Annotated in this window: 18 protein-coding genes; 6 read left to right on the plus strand and 12 right to left on the minus strand. The window is 61.6% G+C overall.

The annotated features are described in order from the left end of the window. Window positions 1-92: 92 nt before the first annotated feature. From ACYASU_RS04755 to ACYASU_RS04765, 3 genes are read right to left on the minus strand one after another with little or no spacing between them, the layout of a single operon-like run. Window positions 93-1,013, minus strand: a complete 921-nt coding sequence (locus ACYASU_RS04755; protein WP_282371410.1) for a 5'-nucleotidase — start codon at window positions 1,011-1,013, stop codon at window positions 93-95. A gap of 46 nt (window positions 1,014-1,059) precedes the next feature. Further along, complete coding sequence (locus tag ACYASU_RS04760; RefSeq protein ID WP_463582100.1) at window positions 1,060-2,028, minus strand: putative 2-dehydropantoate 2-reductase; 969 nt, start codon at window positions 2,026-2,028, stop codon at window positions 1,060-1,062. A 12-nt stretch (window positions 2,029-2,040) separates the two neighbouring features. Beyond that, complete coding sequence (locus ACYASU_RS04765) at window positions 2,041-2,376, minus strand: YbbN family protein (protein WP_463582101.1); 336 nt, start codon at window positions 2,374-2,376, stop codon at window positions 2,041-2,043. A 212-nt stretch (window positions 2,377-2,588) separates the two neighbouring features. Here ACYASU_RS04765 and ACYASU_RS04770 point away from each other — a divergent pair, with 212 nt between their 5' ends. Then, complete coding sequence (locus ACYASU_RS04770; protein WP_192172424.1) at window positions 2,589-3,665, plus strand: 3-deoxy-7-phosphoheptulonate synthase; 1,077 nt, start codon at window positions 2,589-2,591, stop codon at window positions 3,663-3,665. A gap of 65 nt (window positions 3,666-3,730) precedes the next feature. Here the strand turns inward: ACYASU_RS04770 and ACYASU_RS04775 are convergent, their stop codons facing one another. Continuing rightward, window positions 3,731-4,012, minus strand: coding sequence for a GNAT family N-acetyltransferase (locus ACYASU_RS04775; protein ID WP_065988521.1), 282 nt, complete (start codon window positions 4,010-4,012; stop codon window positions 3,731-3,733). A 645-nt stretch (window positions 4,013-4,657) separates the two neighbouring features. Here ACYASU_RS04775 and oprI point away from each other — a divergent pair. Further along, a complete protein-coding gene (oprI, locus tag ACYASU_RS04780) occupies window positions 4,658-4,909 on the plus strand; it encodes an outer membrane lipoprotei OprI (protein WP_003199355.1) in 252 nt (83 codons plus the stop codon). Window positions 4,910-4,986: 77 nt separating this feature from the next. On the opposite strand, the gene ACYASU_RS04785 is transcribed toward oprI, so the two are convergent. From ACYASU_RS04785 to ACYASU_RS04805, 5 genes are all read right to left on the minus strand, one after another. Continuing rightward, a complete protein-coding gene (locus tag ACYASU_RS04785) occupies window positions 4,987-5,955 on the minus strand; it encodes a L,D-transpeptidase family protein (protein WP_192172423.1) in 969 nt (322 codons plus the stop codon). An 83-nt stretch (window positions 5,956-6,038) separates the two neighbouring features. Continuing rightward, on the minus strand, window positions 6,039-6,335 hold the full coding sequence (locus ACYASU_RS04790) for a hypothetical protein (protein ID WP_192172422.1): 297 nt from the start codon (window positions 6,333-6,335) through the stop codon (window positions 6,039-6,041). 71 nt (window positions 6,336-6,406) lie between these two features. Next, window positions 6,407-6,871 (minus strand): thiol-disulfide oxidoreductase DCC family protein, encoded by a 465-nt coding sequence (locus ACYASU_RS04795; RefSeq protein ID WP_463582102.1) that lies wholly within the window; start codon window positions 6,869-6,871, stop codon window positions 6,407-6,409. A 165-nt stretch (window positions 6,872-7,036) separates the two neighbouring features. Then, window positions 7,037-8,347, minus strand: coding sequence for a hypothetical protein (locus ACYASU_RS04800; protein WP_192172420.1), 1,311 nt, complete (start codon window positions 8,345-8,347; stop codon window positions 7,037-7,039). 209 nt (window positions 8,348-8,556) lie between these two features. After that, entirely contained in the window at window positions 8,557-9,162 is a 606-nt protein-coding gene (locus ACYASU_RS04805; RefSeq protein WP_463582103.1) for an arylesterase, read from the minus strand. A gap of 10 nt (window positions 9,163-9,172) precedes the next feature. On the opposite strand from ACYASU_RS04805, the gene ACYASU_RS04810 reads away from it, so the two are divergent. Together ACYASU_RS04810 and ACYASU_RS04815 are read left to right on the plus strand one after the other, a co-directional pair. Continuing rightward, a complete protein-coding gene (locus ACYASU_RS04810; RefSeq protein WP_065988527.1) occupies window positions 9,173-9,856 on the plus strand; it encodes an ABC transporter ATP-binding protein in 684 nt (227 codons plus the stop codon). Next, window positions 9,856-12,369: an ABC transporter permease gene (locus ACYASU_RS04815; RefSeq protein WP_463582104.1), complete on the plus strand. Its 2,514-nt coding sequence runs from the start codon at window positions 9,856-9,858 to the stop codon at window positions 12,367-12,369. Before ACYASU_RS04810 ends, ACYASU_RS04815 begins: the two co-directional genes overlap by 1 nt. A gap of 61 nt (window positions 12,370-12,430) precedes the next feature. Here ACYASU_RS04815 and greB read toward each other — a convergent pair whose 3' ends face one another. Both greB and ACYASU_RS04825 read right to left on the minus strand, forming a co-directional pair. Beyond that, entirely contained in the window at window positions 12,431-12,904 is a 474-nt protein-coding gene (gene greB, locus ACYASU_RS04820; RefSeq protein ID WP_172613149.1) for a transcription elongation factor GreB, read from the minus strand. 102 nt (window positions 12,905-13,006) lie between these two features. Continuing rightward, window positions 13,007-13,990, minus strand: coding sequence for a GlxA family transcriptional regulator (locus ACYASU_RS04825; protein ID WP_463582174.1), 984 nt, complete (start codon window positions 13,988-13,990; stop codon window positions 13,007-13,009). A gap of 256 nt (window positions 13,991-14,246) precedes the next feature. On the opposite strand from ACYASU_RS04825, the gene ACYASU_RS04830 reads away from it, so the two are divergent. Both ACYASU_RS04830 and ACYASU_RS04835 read left to right on the plus strand, forming a co-directional pair. Further along, a complete protein-coding gene (locus ACYASU_RS04830; protein ID WP_463582105.1) occupies window positions 14,247-15,425 on the plus strand; it encodes a GGDEF domain-containing protein in 1,179 nt (392 codons plus the stop codon). 24 nt (window positions 15,426-15,449) lie between these two features. Then, window positions 15,450-15,974, plus strand: coding sequence for a GNAT family N-acetyltransferase (locus tag ACYASU_RS04835; RefSeq protein ID WP_463582106.1), 525 nt, complete (start codon window positions 15,450-15,452; stop codon window positions 15,972-15,974). A gap of 366 nt (window positions 15,975-16,340) precedes the next feature. Here ACYASU_RS04835 and ACYASU_RS04840 read toward each other — a convergent pair whose 3' ends face one another. Continuing rightward, window positions 16,341-17,480: an ATP-binding protein gene (locus tag ACYASU_RS04840; RefSeq protein ID WP_463582107.1), complete on the minus strand. Its 1,140-nt coding sequence runs from the start codon at window positions 17,478-17,480 to the stop codon at window positions 16,341-16,343. Between the last annotated feature and the right edge of the window lie 58 nt (window positions 17,481-17,538).

Consider the following 17,538-nt stretch of genomic DNA (forward strand, 5'->3'; position numbering starts at 1 on the left):
GGACCCCCGGCAGCCTGTGAAGTGAAGACTTCATCAGCGTAGCAGCGCGCTGCGCACTGCGACGGCCGACTGCTGCTTTTCGGTCTAACGCCTCAGGGTTTTAGCTCGTTGCTGATGCCGTGGGGCACGTGCCCGGTCGCGACCACCTCGCGTGCGCGCTCGCAGTGGCCCGGCTGATCGTCGAAGAACACGTCCGCGGCGAAGGCTTCGAGAAACGCCGACTTGTCCAGCCCACCGAGGAACAGCGACTCATCCAGACGGATATCCCACTCGCGCAGGGTACGGATCACCCGTTCATGAGCCGGAGCCGAGCGCGCGGTCACCAGCGCCGTGCGAATCGGACAGGACTCTTCGGGGAATTCACGCTGCAGGGCATTCAGTGCCGCGAGAAAGGGTTTGAATGGCCCGCCGGGCAATGGCCGTCGCGCCGCCTCGCGCTCGTTGGCCTGAAACGCCTCCAGCCCACCCGATTGATACACGCGCTCAGACTCATCGGAGAACAGCACGGCGTCACCGTCGAAGGCGATGCGCAGCTCGGCACTGGCGGCACGACGGGCGCCACCGGAGAGGATGGTCGCGGCGGCGAACCCCGCGTCCAGCGCACTGCGCACGTCATCGGCATGGGTCGACAGGAACAGGTGACTGCCGAAGGCGGCGAGGTACGGAAACGGACTGCGCCCGCCAACGAATGCCGCGCGGGAAATGTCGAGGCCGTAATGCTGAATCGAATTGAACACGCGCAAGCCGGTGTCGGCGCTGTTGCGCGAGACCAGCACCACTTCCACCCGGGACTGGTTCAGGCTGGCGTTCAGGCTGAGCAGTTTTTCCACGAGCCGGAACGCATCACCGGGCTCGAGAATTTCGTCCTCGTGGTCGATCTGGTACTGACGATAGGCAGCGACCCCATTGGCCATGTAAACGTCATGGCTTTCCCGCAGATCAAACAGCGCCCGCGAGGAGATCGCCAGCACCAGCTTGCTCCCCGGGGTTTTAACGTTCAGCTCGGTGCTCATCAGTCTTCCTTAAAGCAGCAGTTGGGCAAGCGCACGGCAATGGCCGTCAACGATTGCCGCGATCAATGAACGCCAGCGCGTGATACAGGGCGCGCACCTTGGGCATGTCACAGCCAGCGGCAAGCGCAGCGGCGAGGGGCCGGGCATAGATGGCGTCGAGTTCCAGCGGGCGTTTTTCGGTGAAGTCGTGGTACATGCTCGGCCGGTAATCCGGCATATGGCCGGTGACCTTAAGCAATTGCTCGGCGTAACCCTCCGGCAGCACGTGGCCGCACGCTTCGGCGCCCTGCATCACTTCCGCCATAAGGCCTTGGATCAGCGCGCGACTGTCGGCATCGGCCATCAGCGGCGTGGTGCTGGCGTTGAGCAGCACGGAAAGCCCGTTGTAGGGCACGTTCCACACCAGTTTCTGCCAGCGCGCCTTGTCGAGGTTGTCCATCGCCACAGAGTCGACGCCGGCCTGGTGAAAGAGTGACGCCCCCTCCTCGACCCAATGCCCGCGCGTTGCCGTATCGGCCGGCCCGCTGTGATAGCCGATATTCACGGCACCGAAGGCCTGATGGGTGATCTGGCCCGGACCGGTGCGATGCACGCAGACAAAACACAAGCCGCCCAATAGATGAAGGGAATCCGGTAGCTCGGCGCGCAGCTCTTCCTCGACGCCCAACCCGTTTTGCAGCAGCAGAACTTTGGCGTCCGGCGCCGCGGCCTGAACGATGGCGGAGGCCACCCCGCCGTTGCCGGTGGTCTTCGCGCCGATCAGCAACCAGTCGCAGGGCGGCATGTCGGCGGCGGAGGCGTAGGCCTGGACATTTTCCAGCACTAACGGGCCATGCACATGGCTGTCTACCCGCAGTCCGTTGCGGGCGACGGCCTCGAATTCGCTGCGCAGCAGAAAGTGCACATCGAAGCCGGCCCGGGCCAGCATCACGCCGTAGAAGCCGCCAATCGCGCCGGTGCCGATGATGCCGATCCGGGGTCTGGTTGAGCTTTCGCTCGCTGTGCTCTCGCTCATGAAAACTCCGCTTCAGGGTAATTCGTCTGGCGGCGTCGCCAGCGCGTGGGCCAGGCCTGTGCCGATAGCGTCGGCGGACATCTGCGTGCGAAGGGGCCCGAAGAAGGCGCCGTCGCGGATCACAAACATCATCGGCAGATGAAACACGCCGTAGCGCTGCACCGCGCCGCCGTTTTCTTCGGCATCGATCCAGCAAAGGCGATCCAGCGGCAAGGATTGTTCGGGCAAATGATGCCGGGCCCAGCGACAACTGGAGCAGCCCAGGCTGGTGAAAATCAGCAGTGAGACGCCGGGCAGGTTGAGAAGTTGCTGGTCAAGGTCGAAGTCCGTCAGTTGCAATTGATCCACACGCTTCTCCTCTGAATGATGTTCGGGTGATGCCTGTCGCCACCCCAGACAGGTCAGACAATGCCGCAACCGTTGGACGAAAGCCACGTTTACCCATTGTCGAACCACCGGCTAACGCGCTAAGGTTCGGCTCCCCCGTTGCGCTCAATCATGCTCGGCTCCGCCGCACGGGGACGCTGGCGGCCAGCATCCGTGACCTGATGAGTAACACGATGGCTGATTTACCGATTGACGACCTCAACGTTGCCTCCAACGAGACACTGATCACCCCGGATCAGCTGAAACGCGAAATCCCGCTGACCGCCGCCGCCCAGGCCACTGTCAGCCAGGGCCGCGAAGTCATCCGCAACATCCTCGATGGCAAGGATCACCGCCTGTTCGTCGTGATCGGGCCCTGCTCGATCCACGACCTCAAGGCCGCCCACGAATACGCCGATCGCCTGAAAGCACTCGCCGCCGAGGTGTCCGATACGTTGTATCTGGTCATGCGCGTGTATTTCGAGAAGCCACGCACCACCGTCGGCTGGAAAGGCCTGATCAACGACCCGTACCTGGACGACTCTTTCAAGATTCAGGATGGTCTGCACATCGGCCGCCAATTGCTGCGCGACCTGGCCGAAAAAGGGCTGCCGACCGCGACCGAAGCCCTCGACCCGATTTCGCCTCAGTACCTGCAGGACCTGATCAGTTGGTCGGCCATCGGCGCGCGCACCACGGAATCCCAGACTCACCGGGAAATGGCCTCGGGCCTGTCCTCCGCAGTCGGCTTCAAGAACGGCACCGACGGCGGCCTGACCGTTGCGATCAACGCCCTGCAATCGGTATCCAGCCCTCATCGCTTCCTGGGTATCAACCAGGAAGGCGGCGTGTCCATCGTCACCACCAAGGGCAATGCCTACGGCCACGTCGTGCTGCGCGGCGGCAACGGCAAGCCCAACTATGATTCGGTCAGCGTCGCCCTGTGTGAACAGGCGCTGAACAAGGCGAAGATCAAGCCGAATATCATGGTCGATTGCAGCCACGCCAACTCCAACAAGGACCCGGCACTGCAACCGCTGGTGATGGAGAACGTCGCCAACCAGATTCTCGAAGGCAACCAGTCAATCATCGGCCTGATGGTCGAGAGTCATCTGAACTGGGGCTGCCAGGCCATTCCCAAAGACCTCGCCGACCTGCAATACGGCGTGTCCATCACCGATGCATGCATCGACTGGGAAAGCACTGAAAAGACGCTGCGCAGCATGCACGCCAAGCTCAAGGACGTATTGCCCAAGCGCAAGCGCGACTGACCTGCCCGCAGAAACGACAACGCCGAGCACATGCTCGGCGTTTTACTGTGCGACGCGCGCCTGGGTCAGATCTTGGCAGCCTGGCGCTGGTTGCGCTCCATGTAGCGTTCCACGTAGGAGCACGAAGGAATCACGGTGTAGCCGATCCGGTCGGCGTAGTCGAGGGCCACCTTGGTCAAGGCTGCCGCTATCCCACGTCCGCGCAATTCGTTGGGAACGAACGTACGGTAGATATCCAGGGTCTCTTTACCCAGGTCCATGTAAGTGAGATAGGCACGGTAGCCGTCAATATTGACTTCGAACTGGTGACCGGTCTCGTCATGGTGGATGGACAACGCCTCGCTCATCACTACTCCTCGCGGGTCTTGGAATTGGACCCTTACCTTATCGACATTTTCCCGGCGAAGGAACCTCTACAGGCAGTATGACAACTATTGCCTTCTGCAATAGCGACTTCTGCAGTAGAGCTGACTGCGCCACCCTGTGCCGTTTGGACACCGCGAAGAGCGTCGCTGTTCTCAAACAATTTGAGCACAGGCAAATAGTAGGCGCCCTGAGCAAGTGCGCTCAAGTGAATCAACTGTTAATTGCGCTGCCGCACATCTGAAGGCGTGCACCATGGAACCTGTTGTCGCCGGGCAATGTCCATTGAGACGCAACGCCCGCACTCAAGTCACTTGAAGGTCATTAAAACCGCCCTCAGGGATGCGCCTGTCACGATAATCGACTATACAAAAATGGTCGCCGGTACGTCGCTGGTAGTGGGAAATCGCCTGGGCCGGAGTCACCTGACAGACACCACCGGCTGGGGCTCTTTGCGTGCGAAGAAAAAGCGTGAGGAGTTGCACGGAACACGTTCAAACCCAAGAATTTTCTGCAGATCTTGCGCGCGGTCCGTTTACTTACTACAAACAATGAGTAAGATGTACGCCGGTCATTTTCTCACTCTCGAGAGATGACTAATTTGATAGAAGTCCTTTAAGGGGAACACGATGAACAACGTTCTGAAATTCTCTGCTCTGGCCCTGGCCGCAGTTCTGGCTACCGGTTGCAGCAGCGCATCCAAAGAAACCGAAGCTCGTCTGACTGCAACTGAAGACGCAGCCGCTCGTTCGCAAGCCCGTGCCGATGAAGCCTATCGCAAGGCTGATGAAGCTCTGGCTGCAGCTCAAAAAGCTCAGCAAACTGCTGACGAAGCCAACGAGCGCGCTCTGCGTATGTTGGACAAGGCTAGCCGTAAGTAATAATCCCCCGGGATTATTGATAAGCCGACCCGTTAACGGGTCGGCTTTTTTATTGCCCGGCGTTTGGCGTCGCAGCGTTACTGCAGCGTCATCGGCGCGCCGCCCACCACGGGCGCAGGCGTGGTCGGCACGGCAATCTCGACCGGCATGCCGTCTTCGGCAGCCACCACGTCCCGCACTTCGTCCCAATTGATGCGCAGGCTGTTGGCCAGGTCTTCACGCTTGAGCAGTGCGTTGATCACGGCGGTGTGCTTGTCGACTACCGACGGCTTGCCGCTTTCGTCCAGCGGCGTGTGCGCTTCGAGGTAGACCTTGCCGCCGCTGACGCCGAACTTATAGGGCTCGCTCATGATGCGCACAGTGGTGCCCACCGGGACCATGTCCGCCATTTCAAGCACGTTGTTGTTGTACATGCGGAAGCAGCCGTGACTGGTGCGCATGCCGATGCCGAACTTCTTGTTCGAGCCATGGATCAGGTAGCCCGGCAAGCCGAGGCCGAATTTGAAAGGGCCCAGCGGGTTGTCCGGCCCGGCCGGGACCACGTTGGGCAGGATGTCGCCGTCGGCGGCATGCTCGGCCTTGACCGACGCGGGCGGCGTCCAGGTCGGGTTCGGCGTTTTGGCGGTGACCTTGGTGGTGGAAACCGGCGAACCCCAGCCCTCGCGACCGATACCCAGCGGGAAGGTGTAAACCACGTTCCGACCTTTCGGGTAGTAGTACAAACGGTACTCGGCCAGATTGATGACGATGCCTTCGCGCGGACCCGGCGGCAGGATGAAACGCGTCGGCAACACTATTTGAGTGCCTGCGCCCGGCAGCCAGGCATCGACGCCCGGATTGGCGGCAATCATTTCCAGATAGCCCAGGTCGTAGCGGGTGGCCAGATCGGCGAAGGTGTCTTCGTACTTGGCGGTGACGGTCTGCACCTGACCGATGATGTCCTCACCGGGCGGCGGCAACGGAAACTCCAGGGCGGAGACGGGGCCGGCCGCGCACAGCGCAGCGAGCGACAGACAGCGGGCGAAAGCTGGAATGCGCGACAACATCCGGAGAATCCTTGGTAAACGAAGGCTTGATTGTGCGCGATTGTACACGCACGCCTGCGCATTCGGGGAGTGCGCGCGGGCCCTTAGACGCCGGTTTCCAGTTCCGGCCAGATCGGGTGCCAGCCCCGCCGTTGCGCGTCGATGATAGCCCGGCACAGCGGGCACAGTCGCTCATCCTGATAAACCGTCTGCCGGACTTCCGACCAGCGCGGCTGGGCGGGCAGCAAGGTGCCGCACAAGGTGCGGTCGGCGGAGCCTGCCAGCTCGAGCTGGCGAGCGACCAGATGCACGAGGATTTCCTGGCACGCGAACAGGTCGAGCTGTTCGTCGGGCTCGATCAGTTGATAGGCATAAAGGGACCAGGAAGGACGGCGCGGCATTGGGGGCTCCAGAGCGGGGGCGCCACATTAGCCGAAAGCCCCCGCCCGGAAAAGGCCTGCAGGCCTTTAAATCAGCGGTTTTGGTCTGAGGGTCGGGAAACCGCGCAACGGTCGTCGCGGCATCGACGACTCCCGTCGGGATGAGGCAGCCACGCCAAGTGGGGACGCCAGCGGCAGAACAAGCGATAACCGACGTTCAGCAAGGGCCTCAGTGGCCGCCACGACAGCGGCGCAGCCCAGATGCCAAGACCGGCTGCGCGCCAGCTCCAGAGGGTTGCGTCCAGGCCCGTGACCCAGGTGCCATCGTCGAATCGGGCGTGCAATACCGACTCCATCTGCTCACGGGTAAATCCGAACGCCCTGGCGTCAAACCCCTCTTCGCTGATGTCGACGAACATCAATCGCGCTACGGTTGCGTCTGCGTCTGCCGACACGTGCGCCGATGCGTGGGAACGCAGGAGCTTGATCTCCCGCGCGCAAAGCGGGCAGTCACCGTCGAAGTACAGCGTGAGTGGCCACTGCTCTTTCTTGTACATCTTTGGGGTCCTGTACAGGTTTTCGCCACCATAGGCTCAAACGGGGCCGCTGACAATGGACGAGACGTCACCCTGAACACGGGCCACGCCACAAGACCATTGGAGTTCTCACGCCAGGCCGAGAAAGACGCCTATGGTCCATAGTCTGTCCCCAGACAGTCCCGTTTAATTTATTAAAATGTCCGACTCATCGACCGGTTTGTCGAAGAAGTGCCGTGGGACCATCACGGTAGGCCGGAACAATCCATTCATTACGCGATTAACAGATTCGCCTTCTAGCAGCTCGCGACTCATGTCGTCTGGCATGCTGTTTCTACAGGTTTGAATAATGGACAAGGCGAGCCCTATTTTCATATGCCGGCCATGAAATGTCGCTTCGCCAGGGGTGAACGCGCGCGATTCAAGTTTATCGATAGCGTCCGCTGCCTCTTCTTCGTCCATATGGTCTTCAATGGCGTCAAAGCGTGAGCCCACAGAGGGCGGTACGGCGGTCAATGGGTCGACAAGATGCAGAGTCGCATGGCTGAGGATCTTGGGCTGATCAAACTTGAATCTCATCAATTTGTCGCCAAACCGGCTGCTGTCTTTCTGAGGTTGATCACCCGCCTCAAGTGAAAAAAACACGTGATCATCGTTGGCAAGCATGGCGATATCGTGGTCCGTCGTGTTTTCAGTGTTGAATTCTATTTGTCTTTCCTCCAGCTTTCTTCTGGAAAATAACGAAACCGTACCGTCCGGACGTTTTATGTCGGCATCAGATGGCGCTGCGTGGGTGATGTAAAGCGGCTCATCAATCAGGCTTTTAATGAAGGCCTTTTCATAATCTTTAAGGCTTGCAGCGTTGACCTCGCTTCTCAGGGCGTCGATGTTTTCAGCTGAAAGCTTCTTCAGCGTCAGGTCTTCCCCGGATTCCAGTTCCCAATACCATTTCGGACCGTTTTTCAGCATCGATGCCTGGACGTTATCCGCGGTTTTCGACCTCAATCCTGAGATTAGTTTTTCTGCAAAGTGGCCGAGCTTGCTGTCAAACCGGAGATCCAGAACCGTTTCTCTATCGGAGACTCGGGCTGCCACGAGTGATTTAAGGTACTTATTTTGATCCACGTCAACGGACACGGCTAAAACATCTGGCCCGGGCGTCTGGTTTTCTTCGGTCTCGTGCTGCACCAAATAGGAAACGATTCCGTCCTGACGTTGCGTGGTAGGCGTGTTTTCGTCTGGATTCAGCGCCGTACGCAAATAGGCTCTTGACTGAGCATCAAGCCGGCTTCTGAGCGTTCCTATCAAAAAGGAATCTCCGCCTACTTTCACTTTTGAAGGCATCGCTACGGAACGGTTTCTGGAAGGCGCCAAGTCGGCTGGATAAGTTTGGTTCGACGAACGCGTTGAGGTTGGGGCATTGGAACCATGCGGCTGCGCGCTTTCAGGAATGTGGAAAGCAGGTTGCTGACCTTGATAGGGGCGAATGGGATTCATGTGGGCCTCCTGGTGCCTGGAAGCATATAGGTGGTCTAAAGCGGTCCCCCGGTTCCCAGCGTGATCATGACTGCTCATCACATTGGGCGTCACCGTCGCTGATGAGAGCATTGATTGTCACAACGGTGGGACAAAGCTGTAATAAACCGCATTACGAGCCGACTGAGGCACCAGAAGGGAACTCCATCCTGAAGCCTCAGAGATTGCATTTAAAGAAGTGGCTTAAGCACCGGCCAGACGTTATCCAGCAGGTAAGGCTGAGCCTGGACGTTGGGGTGAATGCCGTCTTGCTGGGTCATGTCAGGCCTGCCGCCCACACCCTCCAGCATGAACGGCACCAGCGCGGCATCGGTGGCTTCGGCGACTTTCGGGTACACCGCCGCGAAGGCCGTGGTATAGCGCTCACCGTAGTTGGGCGGGATTTTCATGCCCAACAAGAGCACCTTGGCCCCCGCCGCTTTGGACTGCTCAACCATGACGGTAAGGTTTTGTTGCAATTGCGCCGGCGGCTGCCCGCGCAGGCCGTCATTACCGCCCAGTTCGAGGATCACCAGATCCGGCTTGTGCTCGGCAAGCAGCGACGGCAGCCGCGCCTGGCCTCCTGCACTGGTGTCGCCGCTGACCGATGCATTGACCACTTTTTCCTTGAAGCCTTCCTTTGCCAGACGCTGTTCCAGCAGACTGACCCAACCCAACCGGGTATCCAGGCCGAAAGCCGCGCTGATACTATCCCCAACGATCAGCACCGTGCCTGCCATCGCGCCTTGTGATATCAGCAGCAAACCCAGGCCAGCACTTAAAAACCACGCACGCATCGGATTCTCCATGAGCGAAAGTATTCTCAGTGCTCGGAACCTCAGCAAAGTGGTCCCAAGCACCGAAGGTGACTTGACCATCCTGCACGAACTCTCCCTGGAACTAAACAAGGGCGACACGCTGGCCATCGTCGGCGCGTCTGGCTCGGGCAAATCCACCCTCCTCGGTCTGCTGGCCGGCCTCGACCTGCCCAGCGCCGGTTCCGTCGTCCTGTCGGGGCGCAATCTCAGCGAGCTGGACGAAGACCAGCGCGCCCGGGTTCGCGCCGAACACGTGGGCTTCGTGTTCCAGTCCTTCCAGTTGCTCGACAGCCTGAACGCGCTGGAAAACGTCATGCTGCCGATGGAGCTGGAAGGCCGCAAAGACGCCCGTGACCAGGCCCGGCATCTGCTGGAACGCGTCGGCCTGGGTCAGCGTTTGACCCACACGCCGCGGCAACTGTCGGGCGGCGAGCAGCAACGTGTCGCCATCGCCCGTGCGTTTGCCGCCGACCCGGACGTGCTGTTCGCCGATGAGCCCACCGGCAACCTGGACAGCCACACCGGCGAGCGCATCAGCGATCTGCTGTTCGAGCTGAACCAGGAACGCAACACCACCCTGGTGCTGGTCACCCACGATGAGCGTCTGGCCCATCGTTGCCGGCGCCTGATCCGTCTCGAGGGTGGCCGACTGGTCGCCCCCATGGAGCCTTGATGGCACGCCTGCCTTTTTCCCGTCTGCTCAGCCTCGCGGCGCGCCAGCTCATGCGCGATGCCCGCGCCGGCGAGCTGCGCGTGCTGTTCTTCGCCTTGGTGGTGGCGGTTGCCGCCAGTACGGCCATCGGTTATTTCGGCGCACGCCTCAACAGCGCCATGCTGCTGCGAGCGACGGAGTTTCTCGGTGCTGACCTCATTCTCGGCGGCTCCGCACCGGCGACGCCCGCACAGGTCGACGCCGGCAAAGCGCTGAAGCTGGATCACTCGCAGATCGTCATCTTCTCCAGCGTGGTCGCCACCGATAACGGCATTCAGTTGGCCAGTGTCAAGGCCGTGGACGCGGCGTACCCGTTGCGCGGCGAGCTGAAAAGCGCCCCTGCCCCCTATGAAGCCGAAACCGTTGGCGGTGAGCCCCAAGCCGGCGAAGCCTGGGCGGAAGCGCGGATTCTGGTGGCGCTGAACCTGAAAGTCGGCGACAGCATCGACGTCGGCTCCAAGACCTTGAAGCTGACCCGGGTGCTGACCTACGAACCCGACCGCGCCGGCAACTTCTACAGCCTGACGCCTCGGGTGATGATCAACATGGCCGACCTTGAAGCCACCAAGGTCGTGCAGCCCGGCAGCCGCGTCAGTTACCGGGAATTGTGGCGCGGCACGCCCCAGGACCTCGCCGCGTATCGCAAAGCGATCGAACCCGGGCTGGCGCCGAATCAGAAGATCGACGACGCCCGCGATGGCAACCAGCAGATTGGCGGCGCGCTGGGCAAAGCCGAGCGTTACCTGAACATGGCCAGTCTGGTCGCCGTGCTGCTGGCCGGCGTGGCCGTGGCCTTGTCGGCGGCGCGTTTCGCGGTGCGCCGCTTCGACGCCAGTGCGTTGCTGCGTTGCCTGGGTCTGTCGCGCAATGAAGCGCTGGTGCTGTTTGGTTTGCAGCTGGCCATGCTCGGCGTCGTGGCCAGCGCGGCGGGCGCTTTGCTCGGCTGGTTCGCCCAACTCGGGCTGTTTCATTTGCTGGAAAACCTGCTGCCTGCTGCCGTCCCGCCCGGAGGCTGGCTGCCCGCAGTTGCCGGAATCGGCACCGGACTGGTCGCCCTCGCCGGCTTCGCACTGCCGCCCCTGGCTGCTTTGGGTCGCGTGCCACCGCTGCGGGTATTGCGTCGGGACATGCTGCCCATCCCGGCCAGCACCTGGCTGGTCTACGGCGCGGCATTGTTCGCACTGGGCCTGATCATGTGGCGCCTGAGTCTGGACCTGGTGCTGACCTTCGCCCTGCTCGGCGGCGGTCTGATCGCGGCGCTGATACTCGGCGGCGTGTTGCTGCTGGCCCTGAAAAGCCTGCGCCGTTTGCTCGCCGGGGCCTCGCTGCCGTGGCGTCTGGGCCTGGGTCAGCTGTTGCGCCACCCCATGGCCGCAGCCGGCCAGTCCCTGGCGTTCGGTCTGATTCTGCTGTCCATGGGGCTGATTGCGCTGCTGCGCGGCGAGCTGCTCGACACTTGGCAGAACCAGCTGCCCAAGGATGCGCCGAACTACTTCGCGCTGAACATCCTGCCCAACGACAAAGACAACTTCGCGGAACGCATCGGCCGCCTGTCGACCCACAGCGCGCCGCTGTACCCGATGATTCCGGGGCGCTTGATGACCATCAATGGCGAGCCGGTGAGCAAGTTTGTCACCAAGGACTCCCGTGGCGAAAACGCCACCCAGCGCGACCTCAACCTGACGTGGGCGGCGACGCTGCCGGAAGGCAACAGCATCACCGCCGGCCAGTGGTGGACCAGCGATCAGCCACCTGCGGATGGCGAAGTTCCGGGCGTGTCGGTGGAAACCAAGCTGGCCAGCAGCCTGAACATGAAGCTGGGCGACACCCTCGGTTTCGTGATCGGCGGGCTGACCCGCGAGGTCAAAGTCACCAGCCTGCGCGACATCAACTGGGACACCTTTCAGCCCAACTTCTTCATGATCTTCCAGCCCGGCACCCTCAAGGACGTGCCGGCCACGTACCTGACCAGTTTCTATCTGGCGCCCGGCAATGATCAGCAGATCGTCGAGCTGTCCCGGGCCTTCCCGGCGGTGACGATCCTGCAGGTAGAGGCGTTGCTGGAGCAGCTGCGCAGCATCCTCGATCAGGTGACGATGGCGGTGCAGTACGTGCTGCTGTTCGTGCTCGCGGCGGGGATGGCGGTGTTGTTCTCCGGCTTGCAGGCGACCCTGGATGAGCGGATCCGACAGGGTGCGTTGCTGCGGGCGCTGGGCGCCAACCGCGCGTTGCTGACCAAGGCCCGGCGCATCGAGTTCGGCCTGCTTGGGGCGGTCAGTGGTGTGCTGGCGGCAATTGGGTGCGAGCTGGTGAGCTTTGCGCTGTACCGCTACGCCTTCAACCTGCAGTGGCACCCCCACATCTGGCTGCTGGTGCTGCCGCTGATCGGCGCATTGCTGGTGGGCGGCGCGGGCGTGGTCGGCACACGGCGGGCGCTGAACGCCAGTCCCCTGCAAGTGCTGCGCGAGGGCTAAGGGTGGGGCATGACGGTTGGCGGCACTGCGCCGCCCACCGTCAACCCGCGCAAAGCCCCTGCTATTTCAGGTATTCGATCTTGGTGATCCACCATTGCTTGCTGCCGGACGGAACCGGCACTGAGACTTCGTCACCGACTTCTTTCTTCAGCAGCGCCCGGGCCATGGGCGAATCGATGGAGATGTAGTCCATACGTCCGTAGATCTCGTCATAACCGACGACGCGGAAACGCTTGCTCTCACCCTCCTCGTCCTCGACTTCGACCCACGCGCCGAAGAACACCCGGCCTTCCTGCTCCGGCGAATAGGCGACCACGCGCATGTCTTCCAGACGCTTGCGCAGGTAGCGCACTCGCCGGTCGATCTCGCGCAGCAGCTTTTTGTTGTATTGATAGTCGGCGTTCTCGCTGCGATCCCCCAGGGAAGCGGCCCACGCCACTTTCTGCGTGATATCAGGCCGGTGCTCGCGCCAGAGGTAATCGAGCTCCTTCTTCAGGGCGGCATGGCCCTCGACGGTGATTATTTTGGTGCTGATCTCACTCATTCACGCTGTCTCTGCCCCGGGCTGGGTACGTTTGTTCTGTTGAGGACGAAGCCTACAGGGTTGGGCTGGCCAAGGGGCAAATCAAGGCAGCGCTCATTTGACCAGACGCCTTTCTTTGGAAGGCCGATAGCCGAAGTACGCGCTGTAGCATTTGCTGAAATGGCTCGGCGAGACGAACCCGCAGGCCACCAGCACTTCCACCTGGGTCAGCTCAGTGTGCTGCAGCAGGCGGCGGGCCTCGGTGATGCGCAGTTCCAGGTAGTAGCGCTGCGGGGTGGTGCCCAGTTGTTCCTGGAACAGCCGCTCGATCTGTCGCCGCGAACGTCCGGCGTACACCGCCAGTTGCTCCAGTTCCAGGGGTTCCTCAAGGTTGGCGTCCATCAGCTTGACTACTTCCTTGAGCGGCGCGCTGACCGTCATGTGCCGGCTCGGCTTGATCCGCCGATAGCGCGACTCCTCGAAAGACAGAATGTCCTCGATGCCTTCGATCAGCGCCTTGTCGTGCAGCGTCTTAATCCATTCCAGCGCCATGTGGAAGGCCCCGGCGGGACTTGCGGCAGTGAGACGATCGCGGTCGATGACAAAAGCTTCGCTGGTGACTTCGCTGACTTTGCAGATCTCCGCCAGGGCGGCGCGGTGCTCGGGGTGAATGGCGCACCGGTAGCCGTCGAGCAAACCCGCTGCGCCGAGGAACCAGGCGCCATTCCACAGCCCCGCGAGGGTGATGCCCTGTTCGGCGGCGGTGGTCAGCAGGTGCACCAGCGGCTCATCGGCCTTGAGCTCGGTGCGATAACCGCCGCAGATGACCAGCAGGTCCAGGTCCTTCAGCGCCGTCGCGTCGAGCCGCGTGTCGGGCCGGATCACCAGCCCCAGATCACTGACCACTTCGCCCTCGTGCAAGCCAAATGTCCTCGACGTGAACAGATCGGGGCGCAGCAGGTTGGCGGTGACGAACGTGTCCAGGGCCTGGGTGAAAGCCGGCAACGAAAAGTGTTCGAGCAGCAGGAAGCCGGTTCGGGTCTGGGCCGAGGGGCGTCGCCTGTTTTCATCCACGTAGCGAAGGTTCTTGCCCTTCATGCCTCCGCTGAATTCTCGCCGCTCGATCACTGCCGCCTCGCTTGTACGTCCTGTCTGGGGGTACCGATGGTTGCAGCCGTTCGTAGCCAAAAAAGACCTGGAATAACGGCGGCAGGACCGGGTCCGCGCCATTCTAGCGGAACGGCGCCGGCGTTAAAGTTTTGTCGGGGTGGCCGATACACATCAGCCAGCGAAAGAAAGCCCCTCGGCGCTTCGACTCGCGACGACACCGCAACCCTTACCCATCAGGCTGCTTATGGCGCTCGACCCGATCACCCTGCTGACGATGACCATCGCCCTCGCTGCGGCCGCCGCGCTGTACCTGGCCGTGGAGTGGCGGACGGTGCGGGAGCCGTCGCTGCTGTTCTGGAGCGCGGGGTTTGCCGTTATTTCAGTGGGCTCGACCCTGGCATTGCTGCGCAGCAGCGGCATTCTGGTGATTGGCATCTGGTTCGCCAACGGCTTGCTGGTCACCGCCCACTGGCTGTTCCTGCTGGGCGTTGCGCGGTTTACCGAGACCCGGGTGTCGCGGGCCTGGTACCTGATCTTCGTCCTGTGGATCGGGTTGTTGCTGCTGCCGGACCAGCCGTGGTGGTCGAAAGTGATGCTGGCAGCCGACTCGCTGTTGATCTCTCTGCTGATGGTCAAGGCCAGCGGGTTGCTGCGCCCTCACGGCAAGTCCCTGAGCGTCGGCGCGGTGCAATTGCGCTATGTGCTGCTGGCCCACGGCGTGTTCTATTTTTCCAAGGCGGTCACGGCGGTGGTGCCTGGCACGCTGATCGATCTGGCAGCCTTTCGTGGCGAGATCATCCAGATTTCGCTGGTCGAAGGAACGATGGCGGTGATGCTGATCGCCCTGTCGATGACCGGCTCGGAGCGTCATCGCCGGGAAAAACGCATCGCCCGGCTGGCGGCGCGGGATCCGCTGACGGCCCTGTACAATCGCCGCGCGCTGGAAGTGCGCGGGCAGCGTCTGCTGGAAAACGTTTCGCAGGCGCGGCCGGGGGCGCTGCTGCTGATGGACATCGACAATTTCAAGCTGGTCAACGACCTTTATGGCCACAGCGCCGGCGACCGACTGCTGGTCGCGCTCAGTGAAATTATCCGCGGGGCCTTGCCCACCGGTTCGCTCGCCGCGCGCCTGGGCGGTGATGAATTCGTGGTGTTGCTCAGTGACACCTCCAGCGAGCATTTGCTGGCCGTGGGGAGCACGCTGCGCGAGGCCTTTCACGCGACCGCCTCGGCAACTTTTTCCACCCCCCAGCCCGTTACGTTGAGCATCGGTGCCAGCCTGTTCAGCCAACCGCCATCCAGCCTGGCAGAATTGATCGAACGCAGCGACGCCGCCTTGTATGAATCCAAACGCGGTGGACGCAACCGCATTCAACTGGTAGATCAGGACGTCAGCAGCAGCGATCCGCTGCAAATACTCTGAAGGCTAACCTAAGGATCACTTGCCATGGCCATGAGCAGCGCTCATCTGATCTACCGCGCCCCGGAACCTGATGATCTCGCCCGCCTGTTCGCCATCTACAGCGACCCGCAGACCCAGCTGTTCAACCCTTCCGGGCCGATGACCGACGAGGCCCAGGCAGCAGCCATGCTTCAGGGCTGGATCGAGCACTGGCAGACCCACGGTTTTGGCTGGTGGGCGATTGCGCACAAGGAGGCCCCCGAACACATCATCGGCTTCGGCGGCATCGGGTTTCATGATTTTTTGGGCGTGCAAAGGGTCAATCTGGGCTATCGGTTCGCCGTTGAGTCGTGGGGACAGGGGTTTGCCACGGAGATGGGCAGAGCGGCGCTGGACTTCGGGTTTTCAAGCTTGAAGCTGGAAGAGGTCTACGGCTACGTTCGGCCGACCCACGCGGCGTCGATTCGGGTGCTGGAGAAAATCGGCATGCACCGTTGCGGCGAGCTCGATGACGTAGCCGGTCAGGCCCCGAGCCTGATGTACAGCGCCGTGGCCGAGCCATCGCAGTAAGCGATCGGCAACAGGGTCCGATTCAATGGGAGGTCTGCAGCATTCCGCAGCTCGCGTCGAGCTCATCCCAGGGGTGGGCGGCCTCTCGGGCATAGCCGCAGGTCGGCAGATGCACGAAGGTCGCTTCTCGCTCGGCTTCGCTTTGCCTGGCTTTGCAGGTCCTGCACAACACTGTGTGGTCGGTTAACCGCCAGTGGCTGTTCCACCGGACTAGATCGTCGGTCACCATATACTTCCCCTAACCTCACCTACGTAACCAGTTGATTCAACTTGTTGCTCGAGGTTTCCCGAGCCTGACAGCCGGCTGATCGGCGGTCGTTGCCCTTTGTATCGATTGCAGCGTTTGTGCCCCGGGATCTGCGCGTTTCAGTCGCCTGCGTCACCGATCAACGGCAAGGACACGGTGAAGGTGGTGCCGCGGTCGGCTGCGGAGTCGACCTTGATGCTGCCGTTATGGGCGTCGACGATCGCCGCTGCGATATACAACCCCAGGCCAAGACCTGCGGCCGCGCCGTATTCCACTTTTCCGTCCTGAAAGTTGCGCACCATCGGGTTGAAGAGTGTTGCTTTCACGCTGTCCTCAATGGGCGGGCCCTCGTTGTGCACCGAGAGGGACACCGTTTTGGCACCCGCCATCAGCGTGACGGTGACCGGAGTCAGGGGGTTGCCATGCTTGATCGCGTTGCCTATCAGGTTGGACATGACCTGTTCCATCCGTGACCGATCAAATTGCGCGACGACTCGGGTGTCGCCGCGCATGTCGATCTCACGATCCGGATGGTAGGCCCTGGTCTCTTCCACCATGGCTTCGCAGGCCTGGAAAAAATCATCCCGCGCCACTCGCACCGGAATTCCCGAGCCCAGTTGCGTCCGGGTAAAGTCCAGCAGGTCACCGACGATCTTGGTCGAACGCTTGACGCTGGTGTAGATGCGCGACACGTTTTTGGTTGCCTTGGGTGGCAGGTCGCCTGCACGCAGCAGCACTTCGGCGCTGAGGGAAATCGCCCCCAGCGGGCTGCGCAAATCGTGACCGAGGATGCCGAGGAAGACGTTGCGCGCAGCATCGACATTATCGGTGTAGGTCACGACGGACTCGGCCAAGGCCTGATCGATGGCTTCGTTGAAGCGCAGAATGTCGGCAATCTCGTCTGCCCGGTTCACTTCCTTGGGCGGCATCCACAGCATCAGCACACTGGTGCGCAAGGCCCGGTACTCGGCGATCATCTGACCGATGGTGAAGCCGGACGAATGACGGACTTCAGCATGGGTCTCGGCCGACGTGACGTTATCGGAATCGGGCGCTTCGCCTTTCGACTTGGATACCCGCGCCTCATCGGTCTGTGAGGTCTGGAGGTCAGCGGCGATCGTGCGGAGCATCTGTTCGGCGTGGTCGCGAAGTTCGGCGGAGTCCATGCCATTGGCGGCGGGCGTCATGGTCCTGGCGAAGGCTTCCCACTTTTGCAGGATGGGTTCGATGTTCTGCAGGATGAAGTCGGCCAGGCGCATGGGCTGTTTTCCAGTGGCAACGATGTCAAAAAGAGGTGCCTGAGGTGGCAGGGGAAAG

The sequence above is a fragment of the Pseudomonas sp. HP_12 genome, from assembly GCF_055283955.1.